The organism is Rossellomorea sp. H136, from assembly GCF_056838065.1.
The window spans coordinates 3217739-3242836 of record NZ_CM166371.1 but is presented as its reverse complement, the minus strand read 5'-3'; the positions used below and the strand labels follow the sequence as shown (position 1 = coordinate 3242836).

Sequence of the window (25098 nt, the reverse complement as noted above, 5' to 3'; positions counted from 1 at the left end):
ATACATGTAGGTTGAGAGTATGATGGGACATACTTAGATGGTAGAACAATAATAATATATTCAATTAATAAATCTGTTCTTGTGCGTATGCCTATTTTTATAAAAAATATGTATTTTGTGGTACGAATCCTGTATTAATGATAAGAAAAATTTATTAATATTCCTTATATACTATTAGAAAAAATACAAGTTTAATAATAATGTGTATTATTGATGTTTATCTTATTCACAAAACAGATATAAATACCTGGAGGTGGCAGGTGAGGTGCAATGAAACTAACCGAGAAACAGAGACGCTTTGCTGATGAATATGTGAGAACTGGTAATATTTCTGCAGCATATAAAATCGCGTACCCTAATGTGAAAAAGGATTCAGCTGCAAGAGCCTCTGGAAGTAGGCTGCTAACAAAGGCTAACGTGAGATCATATATTGATGACCGTCTAGAAGAATTGAAAAAGGAATCAATAGCTGAACAGGATGAGATCCTTCAATTTCTCACAGCCGTAATGAGAGGGGAGCATACAGAACAAATCCCAGTAGGCATTGGTGAAGGTGCTCAACAGCTAGAAGATAAGGATCCTTTTCTTAAAGATCGTGTTAAGGCAGCAGAACTCTTAGGAAAACGATATGTCATGTGGACCGATAAGCAGCAGGTCGAAACCATTACTCCTGTTTTTGTAGAGGATGTACCAGATGAAGACTAAGCAACATAAAATCTCTATCAAAAAGAAGATAGGTGGAGGTTACAACCGGTTTTGGAACAACAAGCAGTTCTACCGGGTAGTAAAAGGTTCACGTGGTAGTAAGAAATCAAAGAACACTGCATTAAATTTCATTCACAGAATCATGAAATACTCCTGGGCGAATCTCTTAGTAGTCCGAAGATATTCAAACACCAACAAACAATCTACTTATACTGATTTAAAATGGGCAGCCACGCAATTAGGGGTTGCCCATTTATTTAAGTTCAATGAATCGATGCCAGAGATAACGTACATGCCTACTGGCCAAAAGATCTTATTCAGAGGTCTTGATGATGAATTGAAGATCACATCAATAACCGTTGATGTTGGGATATTGAGCTGGGCATGGTTTGAAGAAGCATATCAAATTGAAACTGAAGCTAAATTTCGAACTGTTGTTGAATCAATCCGTGGTAAATATGATGATCCGAACTTCTTTAAACAGATAACAGTTACTTTTAATCCCTGGTCTGAACGACACTGGCTTAAGAAAGTCTTCTTTGATGAAGAGACCCGGGAAAAAGATACGTTTGCGATTACAACGACCTTTCGAGTTAATGAGTGGCTTGATGATGTTGACCGATACAGATATGAGGACTTATATAGAACTAACCCTAGACGTGCCAGGATTGTTTGTGATGGTGAATGGGGAGTAGCTGAAGGGCTTGTATTTGATAACTTCCATGTCAGGGATTTCGATATTCAGGAGAAAATCAAAGAGATCCAGGAAACTGCACATGGTATGGACTTTGGTTTTACAAACGATCCTACTACCTTACCAAGTTCAGTGGTGGACCTGAAAAATAAGGAACTTTGGATATATGATGAGCATTATGAGAAAGCGATGCTCACTGATGACATCTATATGATGATTATTAGAAAAGGACTTCTTAAATCAGTCATCACAGCTGACTCTGCAGAACGACGATTGATTCAGGAATTAATCAATAAAGGCGTTCGAAGGATGAGAGCTTCAGTCAAAGGGAAAGGCAGCGTGAATCAAGGAATACTGTTCATCCAAGGATTCAAGGTGTACATTCATCCCACATGTGAACATACTATTGAAGAATTTAATACGTACACATTTGATCAGGATAAAGACGGTAAGTGGTTGAATACACCGATAGATGCAAATAACCATATTATCGATGCATTGAGATACAGCTTGGAACAATACCATTTGGGAGTTGCTAAGAAAGACGACACTTACAATGCTTTAAAAGGATTAGGTATATAGGAGGTGGAACATGAATCACGTTAATGATTTTGAGCTTGGAGAAGATAAGTACAGCAGGACGAAGAAGAGGCGGTTTAGTAAAGAGGCAAATATTCAATATACGTTTGAATCAGCTAAATCGCTGGTCCAAGATACAAGTGAACTTTCCGCCATTCTAAAACATCATATCGAACACCAACGTCCAAGGCTCAATGTCTTGGACGATTATTATCTTGGAGAGAACACAACAATCTCAGCCTCAAAACGGCGCAAAGAGGATGATAAGGCAGATCACCGGGCCAAGCACAATTACGCGAAGTATGTATCTAACTTCATGCAGGGATTTTTTGTTGGTGTCCCTATTTCAGTCCGCCATAAGGATAAAACCACTCAAGAGAGAATTAATGAAATCAACGAGACGATCGAAGATGCAGCGCTTAATGCAGATATTGTTCTTGATTTATCTATCTACGGTCGGGCATATGAACTGATACACCGGAACCAACGAGATCAAACCAAGGTATATTTGTCTTCACCATTAGAAACCTTCTTGATCTATGACACTACTATAGAGAAGAACGTTATTGCTGGGGTCAGATACTTCACAGTTGGTTATGGAGGACAAAGAAAAATTAAAGTCATTCTTTATACAGACAAGAAGATCTACACGTATTTCACTTCGAATATGGGTGACTATAATTTGACGATTGATAGTGAGATTGATCATCCGTTTGCGGGAGTCCCGATTAATGAACACAGTAATAATCGATTCCGTCAGGGGGATTTTGAGAATGTACTGGACTTGATCGATTTATATGATGCAGCGCAATCTGATACGGCAAACTATATGACTGATCTGAATGATGCCATGCTGAAGATACTCGGTAATGTCGAGTTGGATGCAACCGAAGCGAAGAAGATGAAAGAGGCAAATATCATCTTCCTTAAGCCAACTCAAAATGCAGATGGTAGAGAGGGACACATTGAAGCTGATTATATCTATAAACAATACGATGTATCTGGAAGTGAAGCGTATAAAGGAAGGCTACAAACGGATATTCATAAGTTCACAAATACACCGGATCTAAATGATGAGAATTTCAGTGGCCAACAAACAGGAGAAGCCATGAAGTACAAGTTATTTGGTCTGGAACAAATACGGATTAACAAAGAGCGATTATTCAAAAGGTCTCTCAATCGACGTTATAAGCTGATAAACAATGTCATGCACCTGGCGAGCGAAGCGGGCAAAGGAGAGTTTGAAGGGTTAACTTATAAATTCACTCCAAACCTTCCTAAGAGCACGAAAGAGGCAGTGGAGATGTTCAATGCACTTGGAGGTGAGTTGTCCCAGGAAACGAAGCTGAAGATCATTCCAATGATTGTAGAAAACCCAGAAGAGGAAGAAAAAAAGATATCAGGTGAAAGGGCCGAACAAAGACAATCGATGTCCGAGTATATGAGGAATTGAGGTGTGGTAGATGGCAGATGAAGAATCCTACTGGATAAAGCGTGAAAGAGACAATATCAAGCATGAGCAAATGAAAGATGAAGAGGTATCAAAAAAATTAAAAGAGATAATTGATCATGCTCTTCGCGAGGTAGAAAAAGAAATCAATGCTTTTTATTCCCGGTATGCAGAAAAAAGTACGATATCGTTAGCTGAAGCAAAGAAGAGAGTTTCAGAATTCGATGTTCAATCATTTGAAAGAACAGCTGCACGATATGTGAGGGAGAAGGACTTCTCTCCGAAGGCGAATAAGGAGCTCTATACCTACAATACAAAAATGAGGATAAACCGGCAGGAGCTCCTTATGATGTATTTGAATGCTCACTTGGTATCGATGATGAATGAGCAAGATAAGACCTTTCAAGAGTATCTGGAGCAGGCAGGTATATCTGAAGTGTTAAGGCAAGCCGGGATATTAGGAGTCAATATGGCAATCACCACTCCTACTCTTAAATCAATTGTAGGAGCCTCGTTTTACGGAGCAAAGTGGTCTTCAAGGATATGGGGAGATATGAAAGCCCTCAGAGAAGAGTTGGCCAATATTATTAATAGTGCCATTGTTCGTGGTGTCCATCCAAATAGGTACGTCAGAAAGATTCGAGAGAGATTCGATGTAAGTTCATTTGATGCAAAAAGATTATTAATCACTGAAACTGCCAGAGTACAAATGGAAGCCCAAAAGTTATCATATCAGGCTGTCTCAAACGATGAAGAAGCTGAATACGAATATGTTGCCGTAATGGATGGGAAGACCACAAAGAGATGTGAACTTTTGAATAAGAAAAAATTCAAAGTGAAGGAAATGAAGCCAGGAATCAATGCTCCTCCAATGCATCCGTTCTGTAGGAGTTCAACAGCTCTTGTATTAGGCGATTGGAGAAAGAATTTTTTCGCGAGTGTGAAAGAGAAATACACCTTATAAGAATTTGTTGGAGCGCGTCTTTGAGCACCAGACGTTATAAACAAGCTTATTTGTTTTGCTAAAAAACGTGTGAGGACGTTAATGATGGGCGCATGCGTGTTGTTACGTGTTCATGGGTAAGGAGGAAATAAACTTGATCAAACCAATAAATGTGTTTAATCCAGCAGCCTTTAAGAAACAGTTTGAACCTTTAAAACTAGATCTTCAGTATTTTGCTGAGCCGAATGAACCGCCAGCTGATCCACCGAATCCCGATGATCCACTAAAGGATCCACCAGGAAAAATTGAGCTATCGTCAGAAGAACTTCAAAAAAAGATTGAAGCTGAGTCAGATCGTAAGCTTGCAAAAGCTCTTGAGAAGAAGCAGAAGGAATGGGAGTCTCAGCTTGATCAAAGAATTGCTGATGCTAAAAAGGATGCAGAACAATACGCAAAAATGACTCAGAAAGAAAGAGAAGATGCTGAATACAAGATGCGCCTCGAAGAACTTGATAAGCGAGAACTTGAATTAAACACTAAGCAACTTCGTTCTGAAGTAGAAACAGACTTGAAAGATGAGGGACTGCCGGCTGGGTTTGCTGATTCTCTTATTAAGCTTGAGGACAACGAGAAAATCAAGGAAGCAGTGTCAAGCATCAAAAAGGAATTCGATGCTGCAGTCAATAACGCAGTGAAGGAAAAGCTTCGTCAGGATCCTCCTGAAACAGGCGGTTCAAAACTAAACAACAGCAGCCATACATCAAAAGCAGAAATGGCAAGGAAGAATAGAATCATTAAATAAGAGGAGAGAAATCATATGGGAACAAATCTTTTAAAGCTTGATCTACAGTACTTTGCACAAACATTCAGCCCAGATAATGTAATGGTTCACGAAGCCAAAGATGGGACGATTCCGGATAAGTACAACACTATGATCTTGAATGATGTAATGGAAAACTCCAAAATCATGCAGCTGGGCGTTTATGAGGAAATGACAGATAAGGAAAAGACATTCGAATACTTTGCTGAAGGACCAGGGGCTTACTGGGTAGGTGAGACTGAGAAGATTCAAACTTCAAAACCAACCTTGCTGCAAGTAAAGATGACGGCCAAAAAGCTGGGTGTCATTCTACCAGTTTCCCGAGAGTATCTACAGTACAGGGTTTCGAATTTCTTTGAATTGATGCGGCCGAAAATTGCAGAGGCATTCTACAAAAAGTTTGATGAAGCAGGAATTCTGAATGTAGCTAACCCATTCACTCAATCGATTGAACAATCAGTAACAGCTGCAGAAAATATAGTTTATGACGGGATCACTTACGACAATATCCTTGCTGTAGAAGATGAGCTTTTCGAGAATGATGTAGAGCCAAACGCATGGATTTCAAAAGTGCAAAATCATACTGCCTTACGCAATGCTCAAAAAGCTGAAAATGGAACATTACAATCATTGTATGATCGTTCAAACAATACTATTGATGGGTTGCCAGCAGTGGATTTAAAAACTGCAAATCTTGCAAAGGGAACTCTTTACGCTGGTGATTTTGATCAATTGAGATACGGTATTCCTTTTAATATTGATTATGCAATTTCAGAGGAAGCACAACTGTCTACTATTACAAATGCAGACGGGTCACCTATAAACTTGTTTGAGCAAGAAATGGTTGCTCTTCGTGCCACTATGGATGTAGGTCTTATGATTATTAAAGATGAAGCGTTCGCTAAGTTAACGCCTGACGCTCCGCCGGTAGGATAAATAATATAAATGTTAGGAGGAATTTTAATTGAAATATACTGTACTACGTTCATTTACGGATAAGGACACACAGAAAGCATACTACAAAGGGAATTCTTATCCAGGTGAAAAAGTGTCTAAGGAACGATTAGAGGAGCTCACAACTAAGAATAATACGCAAAAGAAAGTGTTGATTGAAGTAGTGGGACCTTCTAACAAAGCAGATGTAGAAAATTCCTATGGCGAGCCAGCGGACCAAGATGGTCAAGAAGGAGAATTCCCAAAGCATACAGGCGGTCCTTGGTATGTATTGTCTAATGGAGAAAAGATTCAGGGTAAAGAAGAAGCTCTTGCTGCAGAAGCAGAATTGAAGTGATTGGATGACCATCAAAGATAATGTCAAAATTATTGTGGGAATTCAAGATGATCTTCAAGATAGCCAGATTGATAGACTTATCACAAATGTAGAAGCCAGATTGAAAGTATGGTTAAAACAAAATGCTGGCCTGACAGTTATCCCTGAAGAGTTAATGTTCATTGTTGAGGAGCTGGTTGTGAACCGGTATAACAAAATCGGTAGTGAAGGGATGAAGTCAGAATCCATCGAAGGCAGGTCTGTTTCATTTACAGAAGATGATTTTAAACCCTATCAGTCCATCTTAGAAACGTATATCCCTATAACAGAGACTGCAGGAAAGGTAATGTTTTTTTGATGAGGTACTCCGATCGGGTCACACTTCATAAAGTTATAGGCAGGGCATATGATCCTTCTGTCGGAAAGACAGTTGTTAGGGTGGATGATGGTGTCATACTCCCTTGCAACACATCTCCTATCAGCTTGGAAAAAGTGAAAGTGTTATTCGGCTCCTTAGACAAGCAAATCACCACAGTTAGGCTACAGCGACCATACGGACGAAAAGTAGATAAAGCTGTCATCAACGGAAAGAAATATAACGTTCTCCGACATGTTACATACAGGTCTGAGAGCGTTTTGTTTTTGGAGGTGGTGAGCGAGTGGACTTAGATGGACTGGATGCCCTGCTTGCAAAGTTTGACCGAATGGATAGGGAGATTGAAGATGATGTAGGGAAAATCGTAAAAAATAACACCGTCGAAATGACAGAAAAGGTAGTTAAGAATGCGGAATTCACACAGGGGTATCAAATGGGCTACACCAAAAGGAATATTGAAACTAGGATGGTAAGAAAACTTGTCGGTAAGACCATCAGTAAATCAGAACACTCTGGTTATCTTGAATTCGGAACACGCTTCATGGACTCACAACCATTTATCTTTCCTGGATTCTACAATCAGAAAAAGCAGTTTTTCGATGACCTAAATAGACTTGTAAAGTAGGTGCTTAGGTGAAGTCACCAAAGATCCAACTGTTCAATGCAGTATTCAATAAATCTCTTTCTCTGGAATATGACACATATGATTATCTTCCAGGAAAAGACGAGGAAGTCTCATATCCATTTGTGTATGTAGCCGGATCGATAGGTTCTGATGTAATCAACAATAAAGAAGTAATAACCGGTAATATATCGCAAACCATTCATGTTTGGGAGATGGCTAATAATCGATCACATTTTGCCGAAATGATCAATAATCTCGAAATGGCATTGCGCAGGATGGTGCAGCTTGATAATTACTACGTGAGACTGGTTTCACTTGATTCAAATGAAATATTTGATAATACAACGACTGACAATCTGCTGCATGGAGTTATCCAGGCAGAATACAGAATTACCTAATAAGGAGGTAGAAGCATGGGCAACATTGCAAAAGGAGTACACAAGGTGCTCTATTTTCGAAAACTCGGTGAGGCAGCAGAAGGAGCAAAACTTGTCTTTCAAACCGAGCACTCAAAGTCATATACCCGCGATCGTGAATCAACAGTCACGAAGGATGGCAGCGTTTCAGGTTCTGGAGCACTTGAGGATGAGATAAGTATCTCAGCGCTTCAGGCAGAAACGGACCCAACATTTACAATGCTCAGTGATTCCATTGTCGATGACTACCCTGTAGAAATGTGGGAAGTAGATTTAGCTGATAGAGAAGAAACAGGAACAGATCCCGACACGGTTACTACCTTCGCTGCAGAATATCGCCAGGGTTATATAACTGAATGGGAGACTACGAATCCATCAGAAGTCGATCCTGAGGTGAGTGGGACCTTTGTGACTCAATTTAAACGGCAAAAGGGACGAGTGACACTGCCTTCAAATGATATAGAAACCTTAGGTTATGTATTTCATGACGTTTTAGCAACGGATCCAGCCGACGACGGACTTGGAACACCACCAGAAGCATAATGGGAATTCGGAGGGGCTAACCCCTCTTTTAATTTTTTTAGGAGGAAAATACTTTGCATATTAACTTTAACGGTAGAGATATTGAATTATCATTTGGTCTACGAACACTTACCACCATTGACCGATCACTAGGCTTGGAAGTGGAGAGTGTTAGCCTGGGTCAAGGCTTAGAAACCATGTTGGTTCCCGGTCTTCAATCAGGTAATATCATTTGCCTTTATAAACTGATCCAAGCAGCAACTGCTCATGACAAGAAAAAACCTACTACTGACGAGGACTTTGAAACGATCTTGAATGATATCGCGGACAGTGAAGGCCTAGATGAATTTGCTCAACGTGTCATGTATGAACTGGGAAAGCAACCTATGACCCGAAAGCTGGTTCCAGAAAAGTATCAAGCAGTGAAAAAAGTAAGCAAAACGACAGAGGGCTAACCTATAACGAAGTAGTTATATATGCACTTCGAAAACTTGATATAGGGCGCTTAGTTGATGTCGAAGAAATGACATTAAGTGAGTTCCATTTTAAAAGGTATGCCCAGGAGTATAAGGAAATAGATGAGGAATACAAACTGCATAAACTTGCTTTTCTCATTCGGAACGCTGAAGCGAAAGTCAATAAAGGGACCGAGAAGAAACCAAAAGAAGAATATGCATTCAAAGATTTCAATGACTTTTTTGACTATGAGGAAGCATTAAAAACTATTGATCAAGGATTTATTGTACAAAGTACCAATAAACCTACAAAAAAATTATCCCCTGCACAAATTGCTCTTCAACGAAATTCTAGAAAGGGGTGAATACATGTCTAACTACTCTGTAGAAGCTGAATTGAAAGCGAACGTTACGAAATTCAGGAAGGCCATTCAGAAGGCAAGAGACATAACTGAAAAATTCAAAAGAGATACTGAGAGTGTAGAAGATACCACATTAGATGCTGATATTAAACTACTGAAACGTAACATAAAAAATGCAAAGAAAATGATGGATAGATTCACTAAAGGCAAAGTGAAAAAAGAAGTGGGCGCGGATACAGTTAGCTTCTTTAAGAAGATCAGCAATTTACAGGCAAAGGCAAAAGCAATTGCTCGAGATAAAATCATCATCCGAGTGGAGGCTCGTGTGGATAAGTTTCAACAAAGAATAGATTGTATAGCAAAGACGATTAACTCTGTTGGAACTGTTACAGGTAATTTCTTTAGAGGTGGATCTCTAGCTGCACTTCCTGCATTAGTACCTTTAATTACAAGTTTGGCTGGTGCTCTTGGAGGATTGACTACTTCATTTGCTGCAGCTGGAACTGGTGCTATTTTATTTGGGACTGTAGCTACCTCAGCTTTAAATGATGTGTTTGAAGCAAACAAAACGATTAAAGATTTACGAAACGAGCTAGCAAACACCGATGATTTAGAAAAGAGAGCCGAAATACTAAAAGAGATTGAGAGTGCCCAGGCGAGCTTATCAAAAGAGCAACAAAGAGGCTTAAAAGCACTCCAGTCATTCAGTAAGTTCTGGAGCAAGTTTGCTAAGCAATTTGAAAAGCCTGTAATGGACATCTTTAACAGGAGTCTGGAACAAGTACAATCGTTACTACAAGACTTAAAGCCTGCATTTGACGGAGCCGTTGGCGCAGCGGACATTTTATCTAAAAGTTTAGGGAAATCAATAGAAACAAAAGAGTTTAAGGAATTCATTAGCTTTTTAAATAAAAATGCAGGTCCATCGATGGTAGCTATAGGAAAATCATTCGAGAATATAATGCAAGGAATTATGAATCTAATGGTTGCATTCACACCACTATCTATTGATATGCAGGGTGGACTAATCGGCTTAACAGAGAAGTTTGCTACTTGGTCTGCTACATTAGACGAGTCAAAAGGATTTCAGAATTTTATTCAGTATGTCAGAGAAAACGGACCAAAGGTAATGGCACTAATAGGTAATATCACTAACTTTTTAGTGCAACTGGGAATTGGTATGGCTCCTCTAGGTTCAAAAATACTTGATATGGTTAATGGATTTTTAAGTTGGTCTTCAGAAATGATGAAGGCTAATCCATTGATTGCTAAAGTCATTACCATGATTTTGTCACTAAGTGGAGTTTTGTTATCTTTAACACCTCTTATCATACTAGTTAGAACAGCTTTCGGTGGTATGGCTACCTTTATATGGCTTAAAACAGGAATGATGCGAGCTGGTTTAGTTACAGGCATTCAGATGATGATAAAGTCTTTAGCTCAATTCATTTTATCAGTAGTCACTACTGTCGCTCAGTTTATTGTTCATTCAGCTATTTTTATTGCCAGGTGGATCCTGATGGGGGCACAGGCACTAATACAAGGTGCTAGAATTGCAGCAGCTTGGCTACTTGCGACAGGTAAAAACATGGTGATTGCATTGTCTAAGATGGTAGCAACTTCAGCTATCTTCGTTGCAAAGTGGTCTTGGATGGGAATTCAAGCATTATTTCATGCTGCCAGGATGGCTGCAGCCTGGTTTATTGCCTTGGGACCGATTGGTTGGGTAATCGCTGCTGTAATCGGGTTAGTTGTGTTAATCATCGCAAACTGGGATAAAGTCAAAAAATGGACAGTGAAAATTTGGTCTGCTGTTTGGAATTGGATTAAAGACATAGCAAGTAAAATCAAAAATTGGGTGTCAGATAAGTTTGGAGCTTTGAAAAATACAGTGAGTGAAAAAATGTCTGCAACTTGGACGGTCATTAAAGCAATTTGGAGTAACATTTTAAGCTATTTTAAAAGTATTGACTTATATGAATCCGGTAAAGCAATTATTCAGAGTGCTATCGATGGCTTGTCGGCAATGAAAGGCAAGATTCTAGGGGTAGTGGATAACATAGTGGGAGCAGTCCGCGATTTTTGGCCGTTCTCTCCAGCCAAAAGAGGGCCATTAAGCGATATTCATAGAATGGATTTTAAAGGGCCAATCAGAACGTCGATCGAAAAAGCAAAGTCACCTCTTGTCAGTGCGACTGCAAAACTTGCAAATGGTGTAAAAACAGCATTTAACCCTGATTTGTCAGTAAATACTTCACGAATCAGTACAGGTTTAAGGGGGCTGAAAAAGAGTAGTGCAGCTCAAGTAAGCAGTGCAGTTAATGCTGAAGTCAAAGTGAATAACAAACAACCAGCCTTTATTAATCTGAGTTTAGGTGGACATGAATATAGAACGTTTGTAAGTGATATTACAGAGGAACAGGAAAGGGAATTAAATATACAAAATAGATTCAGATAAAAGAGGTGCTCTATGTACAAATTTGTAGATTTACATGAAAGAGGTGCAGCAAGCACCTCTTTATCCATTCAAACCATTTTTAATGGGATTAATTTAGATGAAGTACTAACAGATGAAAGTGGAGGTTTTACCACCCTTACAGTATCAGGAAGAGGTAATGTTACTAATCGTTTATCCACTACTGAAATTCCTGGAAAAGATGGTCTCCTTGAATCAAACGAATATACTAGCAGCGAGAGAGAAATTGTAGTGAAGTATAAAATAACTGATAGAACAAATGAAGGTTTTCGATTACGTTTCAACAAATTGAATTATTTATTAAAAGGTACAAAAAATGAATTGGTATTTTCCGATGAGGACGCGAGTTTTTATGCGACTCTTTCAGGAAATGAGGTGCCAGAAGAAAATAGCAATACTCTATTTGCGAGTTTAACTTTCTTATGTTCAAACCCAAGGAAATATGGGCCTGAAAAAACTATCACGTTGAACAACTCATCAGGAACAATAGCAAATGTTGATGGGACAGCTAGCACAAAGCCTGTATTTGAATTAGAAGTAACTGCCCCTATCACTTTTGCGATGGTGTCAGCCGGTGATGAATATATGGTTATAGGCAGACCGGCCGACGTAGAGGAAGAATTGGTGGATACAAAAACAATGATCCTCGAAGAAGAAGGGACATCGTTTGGCTCTTGGTCAGAAGCTTCAACAATGGTTGATGTGGGTGAAGTATCTGGGAGGTTTGAAACGGATGGAATTGGAATAACGGTTCCCGATTATGGTCTTCCTTCTGACAGTAGATGGCACGGTCCTGCATTAATAAAAGAAATACCAGTCATTCAAGACTTTGAAATAGAAATGTTAATGGATGTCAGAACCATTAATTCTCAAGAAACGTTTAGAATCGAATGTTATTTGTTTGATGAAAATTTTAATGTCTTGGGTAAGGTGGGAATTAAAGATAATGGACTGCAACTGCATAGAAAAAAGGGTGTTGGTCGTATTGGGTCAGAACTTGGTGGGACTACAAATTATCTAATATCCGCTGAGAACTATGAATACAATTGGGACACTTTTAACGGAATGGTGAGGATGAGAAGGGTAGGCAAAAGATTTGAATTCTATATAACACGTGTAAGTAATGCAGGTAACCATGTGAATTCACAGGTTGCGAGTTATTATGATAGCGATGGGTCTTATCAGGGCCTTTTAAAATATATCCAAATCCATATAGGAAAATATTCAGGCACCGAACAAGCTTATACCCCTCGAATAGATTCCATTCGAGTATTTCAGCTTCACGAAACTAATGTCGATCAAACACCTTATATAGCAAATGTCGGGGATAAAATCGTCATGAATCACCGAACAAGAGAACTATTATTGAATGGTGAACGAGTTGCTAAGGGCGACTTTGGCTCAAGACCATTCAACTTGTCGCCAGGTGAAAACACTCTTGTTTTATTACCAGAGAATGGGTTGAACGGTATTATGAAATATAGACCGGCATATTAGTGGAGGGATTATATGATACACATTGCTAATGGCCGTACTGACGAATTATATAATGAGTATATTATGGAGGAAGAATACTGGAACGATGAACGGCTGCGGGAGTTGAAAAGCAACCGAGATACATTTGCTTTTGAAACTTTTGCTGACAAAGCGTATTCAAACTTCTTAAAAGACAGGAATCGTATTTATATAGCACAAAAAACAGGTGATTATGCAGAATTCATCTTAGATGAAACCATTCAAATTTTGAATAGAAACGGGAGTCATGGACGGAAGGTTTATTCCACTGCAAGTTATTTGGAATTGAAGAAGTCAAAGCCTATTGAACCACAAACATTTGTAGAACAAACTCCATCTGTCCTCGTTGGGCGTGCATTAAATCACACGGCTTGGAGTCCAGGCGTAATTCAAGGCGCAGGGTATCGAACCTTAAATGTGGAAGAACATACAAGTCCCTACGATTTATTAAAGCGTATAGCGAGTGAGTTTCGTTTAGAGTTGAATTTTAGAGTGGTTGTTAGAGGAAACAAAGTTATTGCTCGTTATGTTGATTTAATCCAAAGAAATGGTGCTTTCAGAGGGTATGAAGTTGAATTTGGTCATGACCTACTCGGTATCGAAAGAAAAGAAAAAACAGTTGATATCGTCACGGCTTTAATAGGAGTGAGTCCTGCTGATAGCGAAGGAAATCGAAAAACGGTTTTTGTAGAAAGTGAAGATGCACTTTACCGTTGGGGGCGTCTTAACGCGACCGGTCAATTACAACACTTATACGATGTTTACTATCCTGAATCAACTGATCCGGAGATGAGTTTAGAAGAGCTTACAACGTACACAGAGAATGAATTAGAAAAGCGAATCAATGCTCGTATCGAATATTCCACTTCTATTGCGGTTTTATCAGAAAAAGTAGGACAGGAATTATTTTTTGGTGATACGATACGCGTTAAAGATGAAAAATTTAATCCTCCACTCTATTTAGAAGCTCGAGTACACACTATGTCTGAAAAAGACAAAGGGAAAAATGTAGAAGTTACACTTGGAGATTATGTTGAATTCACTGAGACTGAGGTCAAGTCAATTTTACGTTCGTTACGCGATCAAGTTAATAAGAAAATCAATAATGCTCGTTTAATGGAATATGCAGAGCGAAGATTTCATGAAGGTTCAACTCCTCCTGAAGATAAGTCAAAAAAATGGCTGGATACATCTAACCCTGAAGGAATAAATCCACCTGTAGTTATCTGGAGAACCTGGAGTGAAGAATCAGGGACCTGGCTTGCGGGTCCAAGTGGACCACAGGGACCCAGGGGACTACAAGGATTACAAGGTGATAAGGGAAATCAAGGAATCCCTGGACCGGCAGGAGAAGAAGGGACGCCTTCATACACTCATATTGCCTATTCTAATAGTGAAGATGGTATGGTTGGTTTCTCTATCGCTGATTCGATGGATAAAGAATACATTGGAATCTATGTGGATAGCAACCCGATTGATTCAACGACCCCTTCCAGATACAAATGGACCCTGATTAAAGGAGCGCAAGGCGATAAAGGTATTCCAGGATCACCCGGTTCTGATGGATTGACCCCATATTTTCACACTGCCTGGGCAAACAATTCAACGGGTACAAATGGTTTTTCTACGACTTCTGCTTCTGGAAAAACGTACATTGGAACATATACTGATTTCATTCCAGCAGATTCAAGCGATCCCTCTCAATACACCTGGATACTTATAAAGGGAGAAAAAGGAGAAACCGGTAATCAGGGAGCTCAAGGCCCTCAAGGTCCGCAGGGGCCAAACATCGTAGACAGTACGACCGAGATAGAAGCGAACGTCATCAAATCGAATCACATCGACGTCTCAAATCTGTCAGCGATTGTTGCCGATTTAGGTAAGGTAAATGCCGGTACTCTAACCGGAGTTCAGATTAACGGTTCGACATTCACCTCACGTTTAGATGCGTACAACTTCACCGAGATTCAAGACAATCACGTCCATTCGGAAGGTCAATACGTAGACACTACCTATGGATTTGGGGACAGTTACGGTGAGTTCGACATCAACGACGGTCGCATGTACTTCAAAGTGGGTCAACGTTCCGGAAGCACGAAGTTGCCCGGTTCTACAATTGATTTCACTATGTTTGGAGTCGTAATAAAGGATAGTAACGCAGGCAGCGGTATTTACCTCGGTAGCGACGGATCCATAGGATTTGGTAATTGGTACGATCAGCTTCCGGGTGGTGCTATTTACAAGTGGGGAAACGGCATTAACATCGATGGACTACAACCCTCGGTTCATGAATATCTCACAAAACTAAATGGGTGGGTTGATTATGGGGCAGAGTACACACCTGCTGCATACACAAAAACTGCGGATGGTTATGTTCACTTGCGAGGAATGGTTAAGTCCGGAACTATCGGGTCTGCGTTAGGGCGTCTCCCCGTGGGATGCAGACCTTATAAAAAAGAAGTCTTCACAGGCTTGTCATCAGGAAACGTTGCTACTCGTATTGATATCGGTGTGGATGGTTACATTACTCCTCAAAATGGAAGCAATTCTTGGGTCTCTATCTCTGGTATTTCATTTAGAGCAGAAAATTAAGAGGTGAACTAAGTGGGCAATAAAACTATAAAGAAAACTGTTTTTGAGGTCGATGCATCAGGAGGTGTAATCGATTTTTTTATTTTGTCTGAATCAGAAATCACTTCAGCTACTGAAGAAGGGAGACGTATCATACGGGAGGGGTGGCATCAGAGAATATTTAAACCTAAATATGATTTTGAATCTAATGCGTGGATTGAGGGTCTGGATCCTGTTGAGCTCCAAAACAAATTGCAGTTAATTGAGGAACAAGAAAATACGCCACCTGACGAAGAATTAAATGCCATTGCGATTATGGAATTATCGCAGTTGGTATTAGGAGGGGGTGAGTAGATGTTGGCTATGTTATTTGCAACTTATATCATTCGTGGGAAATGGAAGTATGAGGATGTTCCTGAACTATTAAAGGTTGATGTTAATAAAATTCTTAAAGCTGAGGGATATATAGATTTCAGTTAGAGTTATAATGTATAAAATGTTTGAATAAATTTACTTACTTTTACATTTTTTTATTACGATTGGGTAAAATAAGAAAAAGTATTGAAAGGGAGGGCTTTTATGTATATTGACCCTAATTCTTTTAATGTAAGAGAAGTAGATGATCTTGAAGATTTTATTGATGAAGATTTATTGGCATTAGGAGAAGAATATTTTGATCCGAATGAAGCTGTTGATTGGATTTATTGAGTTTTGAACCTTACTGAGTAAATAAGATTCTTTTCTTTTTTTCAGATGGGGAAAATGAATAATTCTATTTTAAGAGCCTTATTCAAAGGCTCTTTTTTATTTTAGACGAGGTGAAAAGAAGGGGAGGAGAAATGGGTGTTATTAAGCTTTGAAACATTAGATATTGCAAAAGCCTATTTATTTGGGAATGTGAAGTTTTTAGATTTACTTGTATTACTGAGTGTAATCGATATTATCTCAGGAGTTATTAAAGCTTGGAAGGATAAAAGGTTACGAAGTAGAAATGCTTGGTTTGGATACGTTAGGAAGATGCTAAGCTTCTTTGTAGTTATTATCTCCAATGTCATAGATCAAATTCTTGGATTGAACGGTGTCCTTACTTTTGGGACCGTTCTTTTTTATATAGCAAATGAGGGTCTTTCGATTGCTGAAAACCTTGCTCAAATTGGTGTGAAGATTCCTAAGTCGATTACGGATCGTTTACAAGTCATTGAAGACCAAAGTGAAGAAAAGAAGTAAAGCTCTCCAACCGGAGGGCTTTTTTAAAATATAAAGATTCAAAAAGGGAGAGAAAAAATATGTTTATTTATCCAACGCAAGGAAAAATCACTTCTCGTTTCGGTAAAGATTTTTTGAATGGTGTGGCTAGAATGCATAATGGAATCGATATCGCGAAGGGTGGTATAAATGAAGTAGTAGCATCAGCAACTGGTAAAGTATCCAAGTCTTATTTATCATCCTCATACGGTGAGTGTGTCCGTATTATTCATGAAATTAATGGTCAAACATGGGAATCTCTTTATGCACACATGAGAACCGGATCGAGAAAGGTTAGCGAAGGAGATCATGTTAAACAGGGACAACCTATCGGTATCATGGGAAACACTGGTTATTCTTTTGGTCAACATCTTCACTTCGAGTTGCACAAAGGCAGGTGGGATATTAAAAAGAGTAAAGCTGTGGATCCATTAAAATATCTTTTGAAAGACCTTTCTCCATCATCTTCTCCAAGCTTATACACGGTAAAGTCCGGTGACACACTGTGGGAGATTGCTCAAGATAATAACCTATCAGTAAGTGAATTGAAATCCCTAAATGGGTTAATATCAGATGTCATCTACCCAGGAGAAAATTTAACTTTGAAAAATTCATCTTATGTGGGGAAGAGAGCTGAGTGTAGGGTATCAAAATTACGATTTTATTCCAGGCCATCGTGGGATGATAAATTTGTAGTGGATTATTTAACAGAAGGATATGGTTTTCCAATCATCGTAAGAAAATTGAAAGTGGATGATGCTTATCAATTTGAAGTGGAAAATTCAAAGGGTAAAACTTTCTATGTAACAGCCAATGAAAAATATATTCGTGTTGAATAAGTTTAATAATAATTACAGATAATAAAATAGAGCACATAGTAAAAACCTTCATAGCTTTTATGTTGCCTTCTCTAGAATACCTGGAGAAGGTCTTTCTTTTCCAATTTTTATACAAAGAACGAAGCAAGTAAATCATCTTGACCTCATAGAGGACGAGATGATTTATTTAGAAATTCTCTAATTTCATCAACTGAAATTCCTAGATTGCGAGCCTCAAAAATGAGTTCAATCCATTCTTGATCTAGTTCATTTTCACAAGTATTTGCAGTAGTCAATATATTACCCTCCTAAAATATGTACTATTCTAGGTAGCTCAGCCGTCATCGCTGTTTATTAACTTAGACCTGTAGCTTTGCGTCCCAATCTTTCGAAAGGTTTGCCTTTTTTCTAAAACTATACAACTATGTAAAATAATAGTACCATTACTGTTTAACGTAATGAATAAAAAAACAGAAAGTTCGACATATTTTTAGTTTTTGTCGCACTTCGAATGGAGTGTGGGGATATTAAATATTTAAACAGCAAATAGAATACGAAGAGTTAATAATGAACTCGATTTATATATCTCTAACCAATTAGTGTGTTTTTTTCCATTACTTAAATAGATTTTAAATATAATATTGAATACTTGTTCCCTATATAGCAAAATAAACCATCTTTTCGAAATTAAGCATCAAACCAATAATAATCATTACATATCCACCAATGAACAACCCCATTACGATAAACGGGATACAAAGACCGAGAGAATACGCAGTGATATTCAGAAATGTTTGTGTGGGGTTTATTGTTCCAATTTTACTAAAAGAAAACCCTATTACTAGTAATGATGAAAAAATTGTAAGTTTTTAAAATATTCTTCTAGGAATAATTTGACTTTTTTATGGTAAAAGAAGTAAATGTATGTTTAAATATTCCTAGGTAATAGGTAATGGATGGAAACATTACCTATACCTAGTGTAATTTATGGCCATATTTTACAGAAAAATTTTTAAGTGGTGATTATTGTAAAACGCAAAAATTACTTCATATTACTGTTAATCATTACAGTTATAGGAGCATACTTTTTAACTAGTAATCTCTCAAAGTCTAATCAAGTTCTGCCTTGGACGATTGAATACCTAAATGTAGATTCACTGGATGAATTTAATGGAAATAACATTAAGGTAGCCATACTTGATACAGGAATTGATATATCACATCCTGACTTAAAAGGTAAGGTAGTTAAAGAATATAACACTATCTCGCCTGGTAATCCTTCAATTGACGATTCAGGACATGGAACAGCAGTAGCTGGGATTATTGCAGCTATTGATAACCACATTGGGACTAAAGGAATAAATCCTCAGGTGAATTTATATTCTGTAAAAGTTGTAGATAAGAATGGACGAGGTAAGTTAGAAGATCTTATTGAAGGTATTGAATGGTGTATAGATCAAAATGTTGACATTATCAACATAAGTCTAGGGAGATCTCACGGTAATAAATCACTAGAGGCAGTAGTAGAAAAAGCAATAGAAAATGGAATTGTTATCGTAGCATCTTCAGGTAACAATTTTAAAGATGATAGCGATTATCCAGCTGCATATAAAAATGTTATTTCTGTAACAACTGTCGATGAAAAGAATATCCTACCAAGTTTTGTTTCAAAAGGGAAAATTGATTATTCAGCTCCAGGAACGGAAATTCCAATACTTACTCTCGATCATGAAAAAGTTTCGAAGAGCGAAGGTACCTCTTATGCGACTGCTCACTTAACTGGATTAGTTGCTCATGTTTTACAGCGGAATCAAATAGCTCAGACGAATGAAGAGAGTACTGTTGAACAAGTCAATAATGTTTTGAAAAGCTGGTCTAAGGATTTGGGTGTAACAGGAAAAGATAATCTGTTTGGTGAGGGTAGTGTGAGTATTCCAAAATCATCATAAATATTATCTGAAGAGAGATAAAGCAAGCAAAATCAAGAATAATTTTAAAAAAAGGGAGAAAAGAGAATGAAAAAAATTATAGCTAGTCTTTTTACATTAATGCTAATCTTAGGAGTTGTTACTCCTAGCTATGCTGCAGCTAATGAGTCAGAAAAACAATTGAAAAAAATAGAGAAAGAGCAAGAAAAACTTCAAAAAGAGCAAGAAAAAATGATTGAAGATGTTGAGCCGTTTGTTAACGTAACAGAGGATGGTAAATTTGAACTGGTTAATGCTCCAAAAAAATTATTTAAGAAATATGATTTAGCAAAATTAGAAGCACATTTTGTTGAAATGAATAAGCTGGCTGAAGAAGGTTCTGTGACTATTAATGATGATTTAAGTATTGAAGATAATCTTTTTACTATTTCCGCTGTTTATGGAAAATGGACTTATCATTGGTGGGGATATGATAGAAAAATGAGCAATAGCTATGCAAATTGGTATGCAAATGAGTACTTAGATATGATTGCGGCTGGAGGAACTGTAGTAACTGGTGTTGGCGCTTTCTTCCCTCCAGTTGGGGCAGTAGCAGGTATTTCTACGGGTCAATGGTTATTGCTAAAAAATAGAATTAATGCTAATAATAAGGGTAATGGAGTTTATGTAGGGGTAACATGGGCACTTTTCTTTAACGTGGAACCTCTATAAGAAAGAAAGGAGGTAATCCAAGCTGAATACTAGCTTATTAATGACTATTATTCCTGTGTTACTAATCATAATAAGTATTACATTTTTCGTTATATACTTAATAAAAAAGAACAAAAACGAACACAAAAATATAGCGTATAAAGTAGGGTTTTCAATTACTTTTCTTGTTTTGGTAGTTACCTATTATGCTATAGCAAAATAGTAAGTGGAAATTGAAAATAGCCTATGAATCTTCTTGATTCATAGGCTATTTTTCTATTTAAAGCACATTCTTTACAAATAAATTATTGGACATAACTCCACTATTAATAGCTGCTCGATCAAGCTCTAATAATATCTTCTATATCATTCTTTCTATAAGTGCTTTACAACTCTGCCTTTTTCACTAATAAATAAAAAAGCAATCTAAAGAAAGCCCTAAGTGGATTGTTTTATATGCTTCATTCTATTAGGAAATTATTATCTAAAAAAAGAATATTTCTTTACTATCTCTTCAAAGGTTCCCTCATCAATAATAGGAAGATTTTCAGTATCAGGACAATCAAAGTGTAAGATACTGTTGGCATAATTTAGGGCTACTTGATCTTGTGGTTGATAATACTCCTTACAGTGCTGACATCTAATTTTATTCTTCACTATAACTCCTCCTTTCCATTACGTTAATTAGTAATTCGGGTTTGGATATCCATAATCCTTTTAAATTACAAATATAAATGTAAAAAGATTAATATAAAAATAATGCATAGTTCTATCAATATTACTGGTCATTTAGTGATCACGACCATGCATACGAGGGATGCAAAAGGTGCGATTTACCGTTTAATGGAATTAGGAATTGAATGGCATGATATTCAACAAACACTGTTAGCCGTATCGGCACAGAGATTACTAAAGTTAGTTTGCCCGATTTGCAAAACGGAGTGTGGAGGGAATTGTCTTCGAGGTAAAAAGGTTAATAGAGCTTCTGTCTATGAAATTGTAACAGGAAGAGCTTTGAAAGAAGTAATAAAGGAGGCGAAGGGGGAGTCGGTCCAGTATCAGTATCATACACTCCAAACCTTGATCAATAAGGGGGTGGCACTAGGATTTGTTTCAGAACTTGAATATAGGAAATGGATTCATGAAGAAAAGCGATGATCAAGGTAAGTTTCTCAAAAGACTTGGAGACCTCCTCCAAAAGGGCTATAGTTTTTCAGAAGCCATCGATTTTCTCTTGCTCCCTAAAGAAAAGAATACGCTCAAATTAAAAAAGAGAATGATGGGGTCGTTGCAAAAAGGAGAGTCCGTCTCTTCAGTCATCAACAAAGAGCTAAATATCCCTAGTCACGTCAGTGCACAAATTTATTTCGCCGAGCATCATGGTCAAATGGGACATACTCTATCAGAAGCGGGAAACTATCTGATAAAGAGAAGGGAAAACCAGCAGAAAATACGACAAGTCATTCAGTACCCATTCATGCTTATCATCATCTCGATTTTAATGATGGTCTTACTGCGAAAAGTGCTATTTCCAAGATTTCAGTCTCTGTATACTTCTATCGGATATGAACCCTCAGCGAATCTTTTGCACCTTCTCCACTTCATCGAAAGATTCCCAGTGATTTTCAGTATATTTTTACTATCACTCATTTTCTGCACAATAGTATTCTCCCTGTTCAAAAAAAGAATTTCTCCTATTAAAATCTCATTCACTCTATGCAAAATTCCTTATCTATCAAAATATTTAAAGCTTGGTCACTCACACTTTTTTGCGAGAGAACTAAGCTTCCTTCTCACAAGCGGAGTATCCATCACAGAGTCTCTGCTCATCATTGAAAGTCAATCCTTCCGACCAACGTTACAATACGTTTCAATAAAATTGATCGAAGGATTAAAAGAAGGGAAACCATTTCATGAATGTTTCTTATCGCTTCCGTTTTTTCAAAAAGAGTTACCCTTTGTTGTCCATCACGGGCAATCCAATGGACGATTAGCTGAAGAACTGCGACTTTATAGCGAGATATGCTTTCAAGAATTAGAGGAGAATACCAATGCATTGCTTAAATATATTCAGCCGATGATTTTTACTTTTGTAGGTCTATTCATCATGGCGATCTACTTCTCCATTATGATGCCCCTATTTCAGATGATGCAGGGGATTTAGAAAAAAATCTAAATATTGGCCAATACCAGCGTTGCCTCGACACAACAGCAAATTAAATGAATTTCGTCCTGTACCATAGTCACATTAATAACAAATACACAATACCCAAGGAGGAATACCATGCTCAAAAACGATAAAGGCTTCACCCTAATCGAAATGATGATTGTTCTATTAGTCATATCTGTATTGCTTTTTATTACGATACCTAACGTCACCAACCAAAGCAATTCAATTAACTCCAAAGGCTGCGAAGCATTTGTTCACATGGTGGAAGGCCAGGTTGAGGCCTACAAAATGGATGGGAATGCGCTCCCGGTCACCATAGATACCCTTGTCACAGATGGGTATTTAAATGAGAATTATAAAGCCTGCCCCGACGGAAATGCCATCACCATTGATGCTGAAGGGAAGGTAATCCCTAATTAATGAAGTAAGAAATGGGGAAGCAGGGTATACCCTTATTGAGATGCTTGTCGTCTTATTGATTTTCACGACCCTTCTATCTTGGGTCAGCTTTTCCATACTTCCTATGAAAGAAGTTAATGAAAAGGACTTATTTCTTTCCCAGCTCCAATCAGACCTCTATCAGATCCAAAGCTACAGCATTAGACATCAAGTTCCCATCACCGTGACCTTTTACCCCATAACTAATAAATACATTGCGAAAACCGCTACTAGACAAACGATTGTCTCAAGAGAGATTTCATCTTCCATCCAGATTACATCAATAAACAGCTTATCAGACATCACATTCTATCCAGATGGAAATACAAATCGATTTGGCAAGCTGAACTTTAAAATGGGAGATACCATGATTCAGCTCATGTTTCAAATTGGGCAAGGGAGGTTTTATGTACAAGAATACTAAAGGTTTCTCACTTCCGGAAGCCCTTATTGCCTTGAGTTGCATCCTTATGATAGCAGGCGTATTTATACCTTTTCTGATCCAATATGCTTCTCAACTTCAACGACTTCAGCATGAAGTGGAGGCTTTGAAATTTCTTAAAGAAGGGGTGGAGAAGGCAATCGTCAGTCGCGAGTATGTGAAGCATTCAAGAATGTATAAAGGAGTCAGATATGAACTCGATTGGAAAGGGGGAGTCAATGAAGAAGCGTGTGTCCAATATCATAAAAGAGGTGCGGATCCCCATGAAGTCTGTATTTCAAAGGCTGAATAACAAAGGATATACATTAATCGAGGCTCTGTTAAGCTTTACAGTATTTTGCATGATTTCACTATGCATCCCTCTCATTATGAACGGTTTCTCTACGATTAAAAATGATATGGTTCCTCCACATTATTATGAATGGAATCTATTCAATGAAAGTTTGAGAAATGAACTATGGAGAGGGGAAAGTGTAGTGATCACGCCTGATAAGATCTCTTTTCTGGTGAGTGGTGAATCCATTTCGTATGAAAAGTATAATCAATCCATTCGAAGGAGGGTAAATAATCAAGGGCATGAAGTCGTTCTACAGTCAGTGGATTCATTTAGCTTTGCATCCATTAGCCAGGGAGTGCATATGGATTTGGAGTTTGTGGGTGGAGAAAAAGTGGAGGGGGAATTCTTTTACTTTTCAACCGAACAAGGAGAAGGAATGCCTTAACAATAAGGGGTTTATTTTGCCATATACTTTAGTGCTTCTGATGATTGTTTTATCTATAGGGTTTGCTGCAAAGGATCTTTTTATTAGTAAATATCTATACTTAACAAATATGAAATACATTTATGAAAGAAACGTGAGTGTATCTCATGCGATCCTGTTGGAGATGGAGAGTGGGGTGCTCGCCTCCAAACAATGGAAAGGGAATTATGGTGAAATCGTTACCCGAAGCGATATGGACAACCCGGATGAAATACGTTTGGAAGTGACATTCAAACGGGATGAGAAGCTTTTTCTTCCAACGACGGTTGTGTATAATAGGGAAACAAAACACATTATAAGTTGGGAGTAGAATATGAAACCGATTTTCTTTATTGGATTTATGGGGGTAGGAAAAACGACGATTGGGAAACATCTTGGGGAACTACTGAATCTCCCGGTCATTGATATGGACAGTTACATTGAGAACAAAGAGAAAAAGTCTATTAAAGAGATCTTTAATCAGCAGGGAGAACAACATTTCAGGGATCTGGAAAACAAAGTCCTCCTTGAGTTAGCCAACAAGCAAGCGATTATCACTACGGGTGGAGGAGTGATTGAAAGGGAAGAGAACCGGGAAATCTTACGACAACAGGACTTAGTATTCCACCTGACTTGTCCTTTTGCTTCATTATGGTCCCGTTTAGAAGACGATGAAAATCGTCCACTCGTACAAAATAACTCCAAGGAACGGTTATCGGTTTTATTCAACCTTCGCTTCCCACTGTATGAGAGTGGAAGCTCCATAACGATTCATACAGACAATAAAACCATAGAAGAGGTTATTGAAGAGATACTGCCTCATCTAGATGGGCAAGCTGAATAAATTA

General features: G+C 38.0%; 33 protein-coding genes and 1 riboswitch. Of the genes, 31 read left to right on the top strand and 2 right to left on the bottom strand.

The genetic code is table 11. From position 1 onward, the window contains the following. Positions 1-270 precede the first annotated feature (270 nt). From ACYH0O_RS16635 to ACYH0O_RS16535, 21 genes are all read left to right on the top strand, one after another. Positions 271-705: a terminase small subunit gene (locus ACYH0O_RS16635; protein WP_482629588.1), complete on the top strand. Its 435-nt coding sequence runs from the start codon at positions 271-273 to the stop codon at positions 703-705. Next, positions 695-1981 carry a PBSX family phage terminase large subunit gene (locus tag ACYH0O_RS16630; RefSeq protein WP_482629587.1) on the top strand — a complete coding sequence of 429 codons (1287 nt, stop codon included), beginning with the start codon at positions 695-697 and terminating at the stop codon, positions 1979-1981. Before ACYH0O_RS16635 ends, ACYH0O_RS16630 begins: the two co-directional genes overlap by 11 nt. Positions 1982-1991: 10 nt before the next feature. Further along, positions 1992-3431, top strand: coding sequence for a phage portal protein (locus ACYH0O_RS16625; protein WP_482629586.1), 1440 nt, complete (start codon positions 1992-1994; stop codon positions 3429-3431). A gap of 10 nt (positions 3432-3441) precedes the next feature. Next, positions 3442-4392 carry a minor capsid protein gene (locus ACYH0O_RS16620; protein ID WP_482629585.1) on the top strand — a complete coding sequence of 317 codons (951 nt, stop codon included), beginning with the start codon at positions 3442-3444 and terminating at the stop codon, positions 4390-4392. 133 nt (positions 4393-4525) lie between these two features. Continuing rightward, positions 4526-5173: a DUF4355 domain-containing protein gene (locus ACYH0O_RS16615; protein WP_482629584.1), complete on the top strand. Its 648-nt coding sequence runs from the start codon at positions 4526-4528 to the stop codon at positions 5171-5173. Positions 5174-5188: 15 nt separating this feature from the next. Beyond that, the gene (locus ACYH0O_RS16610; protein ID WP_482629583.1) at positions 5189-6127 is read left to right on the top strand and encodes a phage major capsid protein; all 939 of its coding nucleotides are present in this window, start codon (positions 5189-5191) and stop codon (positions 6125-6127) included. Positions 6128-6155: 28 nt separating this feature from the next. Then, positions 6156-6482: a hypothetical protein gene (locus ACYH0O_RS16605; protein ID WP_482629582.1), complete on the top strand. Its 327-nt coding sequence runs from the start codon at positions 6156-6158 to the stop codon at positions 6480-6482. 4 nt (positions 6483-6486) lie between these two features. Beyond that, entirely contained in the window at positions 6487-6819 is a 333-nt protein-coding gene (locus tag ACYH0O_RS16600) for a phage head-tail connector protein (protein WP_482629581.1), read from the top strand. A 301-nt stretch (positions 6820-7120) separates the two neighbouring features. Continuing rightward, positions 7121-7462: an HK97-gp10 family putative phage morphogenesis protein gene (locus ACYH0O_RS16595; RefSeq protein WP_482629580.1), complete on the top strand. Its 342-nt coding sequence runs from the start codon at positions 7121-7123 to the stop codon at positions 7460-7462. Positions 7463-7470: 8 nt separating this feature from the next. Further along, positions 7471-7860 (top strand): hypothetical protein, encoded by a 390-nt coding sequence (locus ACYH0O_RS16590; RefSeq protein WP_482629579.1) that lies wholly within the window; start codon positions 7471-7473, stop codon positions 7858-7860. A gap of 15 nt (positions 7861-7875) precedes the next feature. Next, positions 7876-8421, top strand: coding sequence for a phage major tail protein, TP901-1 family (locus ACYH0O_RS16585; protein ID WP_482629578.1), 546 nt, complete (start codon positions 7876-7878; stop codon positions 8419-8421). Positions 8422-8474: 53 nt separating this feature from the next. Further along, a complete protein-coding gene (locus ACYH0O_RS16580; protein WP_482629577.1) occupies positions 8475-8855 on the top strand; it encodes a tail assembly chaperone in 381 nt (126 codons plus the stop codon). Between the two features lie 68 nt (positions 8856-8923). Next, a complete protein-coding gene (locus ACYH0O_RS16575) occupies positions 8924-9220 on the top strand; it encodes a hypothetical protein (RefSeq protein ID WP_482629576.1) in 297 nt (98 codons plus the stop codon). A gap of 4 nt (positions 9221-9224) precedes the next feature. Further along, positions 9225-11675, top strand: coding sequence for a phage tail protein (locus ACYH0O_RS16570; protein ID WP_482629575.1), 2451 nt, complete (start codon positions 9225-9227; stop codon positions 11673-11675). 12 nt (positions 11676-11687) lie between these two features. Then, positions 11688-13190, top strand: coding sequence for a distal tail protein Dit (locus tag ACYH0O_RS16565; RefSeq protein ID WP_482629574.1), 1503 nt, complete (start codon positions 11688-11690; stop codon positions 13188-13190). Positions 13191-13202: 12 nt separating this feature from the next. Beyond that, positions 13203-15800 (top strand): phage tail spike protein, encoded by a 2598-nt coding sequence (locus ACYH0O_RS16560; RefSeq protein ID WP_482629573.1) that lies wholly within the window; start codon positions 13203-13205, stop codon positions 15798-15800. Between the two features lie 12 nt (positions 15801-15812). After that, the gene (locus tag ACYH0O_RS16555; RefSeq protein ID WP_482629572.1) at positions 15813-16133 is read left to right on the top strand and encodes a hypothetical protein; all 321 of its coding nucleotides are present in this window, start codon (positions 15813-15815) and stop codon (positions 16131-16133) included. Continuing rightward, complete coding sequence (locus ACYH0O_RS16550) at positions 16134-16259, top strand: CD1375 family protein (protein WP_482629571.1); 126 nt, start codon at positions 16134-16136, stop codon at positions 16257-16259. A 99-nt stretch (positions 16260-16358) separates the two neighbouring features. Continuing rightward, positions 16359-16487 (top strand): hypothetical protein, encoded by a 129-nt coding sequence (locus ACYH0O_RS16545; RefSeq protein WP_482629570.1) that lies wholly within the window; start codon positions 16359-16361, stop codon positions 16485-16487. A 135-nt stretch (positions 16488-16622) separates the two neighbouring features. Beyond that, the gene (locus ACYH0O_RS16540; protein WP_482629569.1) at positions 16623-17006 is read left to right on the top strand and encodes a phage holin family protein; all 384 of its coding nucleotides are present in this window, start codon (positions 16623-16625) and stop codon (positions 17004-17006) included. Positions 17007-17065: 59 nt separating this feature from the next. After that, a complete protein-coding gene (locus tag ACYH0O_RS16535; protein WP_482629568.1) occupies positions 17066-17863 on the top strand; it encodes a peptidoglycan DD-metalloendopeptidase family protein in 798 nt (265 codons plus the stop codon). A gap of 143 nt (positions 17864-18006) precedes the next feature. Here ACYH0O_RS16535 and ACYH0O_RS16530 read toward each other — a convergent pair whose 3' ends face one another. Then, positions 18007-18138 carry an anti-repressor SinI family protein gene (locus ACYH0O_RS16530; protein WP_482629567.1) on the bottom strand — a complete coding sequence of 44 codons (132 nt, stop codon included), beginning with the start codon at positions 18136-18138 and terminating at the stop codon, positions 18007-18009. A gap of 29 nt (positions 18139-18167) precedes the next feature. Further along, a riboswitch (cyclic di-GMP riboswitch) is annotated at positions 18168-18254 on the bottom strand. 604 nt (positions 18255-18858) lie between these two features. Here ACYH0O_RS16530 and ACYH0O_RS16525 point away from each other — a divergent pair. Both ACYH0O_RS16525 and ACYH0O_RS16520 read left to right on the top strand, forming a co-directional pair. After that, positions 18859-19791 carry a S8 family peptidase gene (locus ACYH0O_RS16525; protein ID WP_482629566.1) on the top strand — a complete coding sequence of 311 codons (933 nt, stop codon included), beginning with the start codon at positions 18859-18861 and terminating at the stop codon, positions 19789-19791. A 66-nt stretch (positions 19792-19857) separates the two neighbouring features. After that, positions 19858-20481: a hypothetical protein gene (locus ACYH0O_RS16520; RefSeq protein ID WP_482629565.1), complete on the top strand. Its 624-nt coding sequence runs from the start codon at positions 19858-19860 to the stop codon at positions 20479-20481. Between the two features lie 459 nt (positions 20482-20940). Here ACYH0O_RS16520 and ACYH0O_RS16515 read toward each other — a convergent pair whose 3' ends face one another. Further along, the gene (locus ACYH0O_RS16515) at positions 20941-21117 is read right to left on the bottom strand and encodes a hypothetical protein (protein ID WP_482629564.1); all 177 of its coding nucleotides are present in this window, start codon (positions 21115-21117) and stop codon (positions 20941-20943) included. Between the two features lie 102 nt (positions 21118-21219). Between ACYH0O_RS16515 and ACYH0O_RS16510 the strand changes: the two genes are divergently transcribed. The 8 genes from ACYH0O_RS16510 to ACYH0O_RS16475 all read left to right on the top strand — a co-directional run bounded on the left by ACYH0O_RS16510 (position 21220) and on the right by ACYH0O_RS16475 (position 25094). Continuing rightward, on the top strand, positions 21220-21618 hold the full coding sequence (locus tag ACYH0O_RS16510; RefSeq protein ID WP_482629563.1) for an ATPase, T2SS/T4P/T4SS family: 399 nt from the start codon (positions 21220-21222) through the stop codon (positions 21616-21618). Further along, entirely contained in the window at positions 21602-22624 is a 1023-nt protein-coding gene (gene comGB, locus ACYH0O_RS16505) for a competence type IV pilus assembly protein ComGB (protein WP_482629562.1), read from the top strand. The genes ACYH0O_RS16510 and comGB overlap by 17 nt, the downstream gene beginning before the upstream one ends. A 120-nt stretch (positions 22625-22744) precedes the next feature. Further along, positions 22745-23050, top strand: coding sequence for a competence type IV pilus major pilin ComGC (comGC, locus tag ACYH0O_RS16500; protein ID WP_482629561.1), 306 nt, complete (start codon positions 22745-22747; stop codon positions 23048-23050). Further along, the gene (comGD, locus tag ACYH0O_RS16495; RefSeq protein ID WP_482632592.1) at positions 23046-23492 is read left to right on the top strand and encodes a competence type IV pilus minor pilin ComGD; all 447 of its coding nucleotides are present in this window, start codon (positions 23046-23048) and stop codon (positions 23490-23492) included. The genes comGC and comGD overlap by 5 nt, the downstream gene beginning before the upstream one ends. Further along, positions 23476-23802, top strand: coding sequence for a hypothetical protein (locus ACYH0O_RS16490; RefSeq protein ID WP_482629560.1), 327 nt, complete (start codon positions 23476-23478; stop codon positions 23800-23802). Before comGD ends, ACYH0O_RS16490 begins: the two co-directional genes overlap by 17 nt. Then, positions 23774-24232, top strand: coding sequence for a competence type IV pilus minor pilin ComGF (gene comGF, locus ACYH0O_RS16485; protein WP_482629559.1), 459 nt, complete (start codon positions 23774-23776; stop codon positions 24230-24232). The genes ACYH0O_RS16490 and comGF overlap by 29 nt, the downstream gene beginning before the upstream one ends. 16 nt (positions 24233-24248) lie before the next feature. Further along, positions 24249-24581: a hypothetical protein gene (locus tag ACYH0O_RS16480; RefSeq protein ID WP_149157925.1), complete on the top strand. Its 333-nt coding sequence runs from the start codon at positions 24249-24251 to the stop codon at positions 24579-24581. A 3-nt stretch (positions 24582-24584) separates the two neighbouring features. After that, entirely contained in the window at positions 24585-25094 is a 510-nt protein-coding gene (locus ACYH0O_RS16475; RefSeq protein WP_482629558.1) for a shikimate kinase, read from the top strand. Positions 25095-25098: the final 4 nt, after the last annotated feature.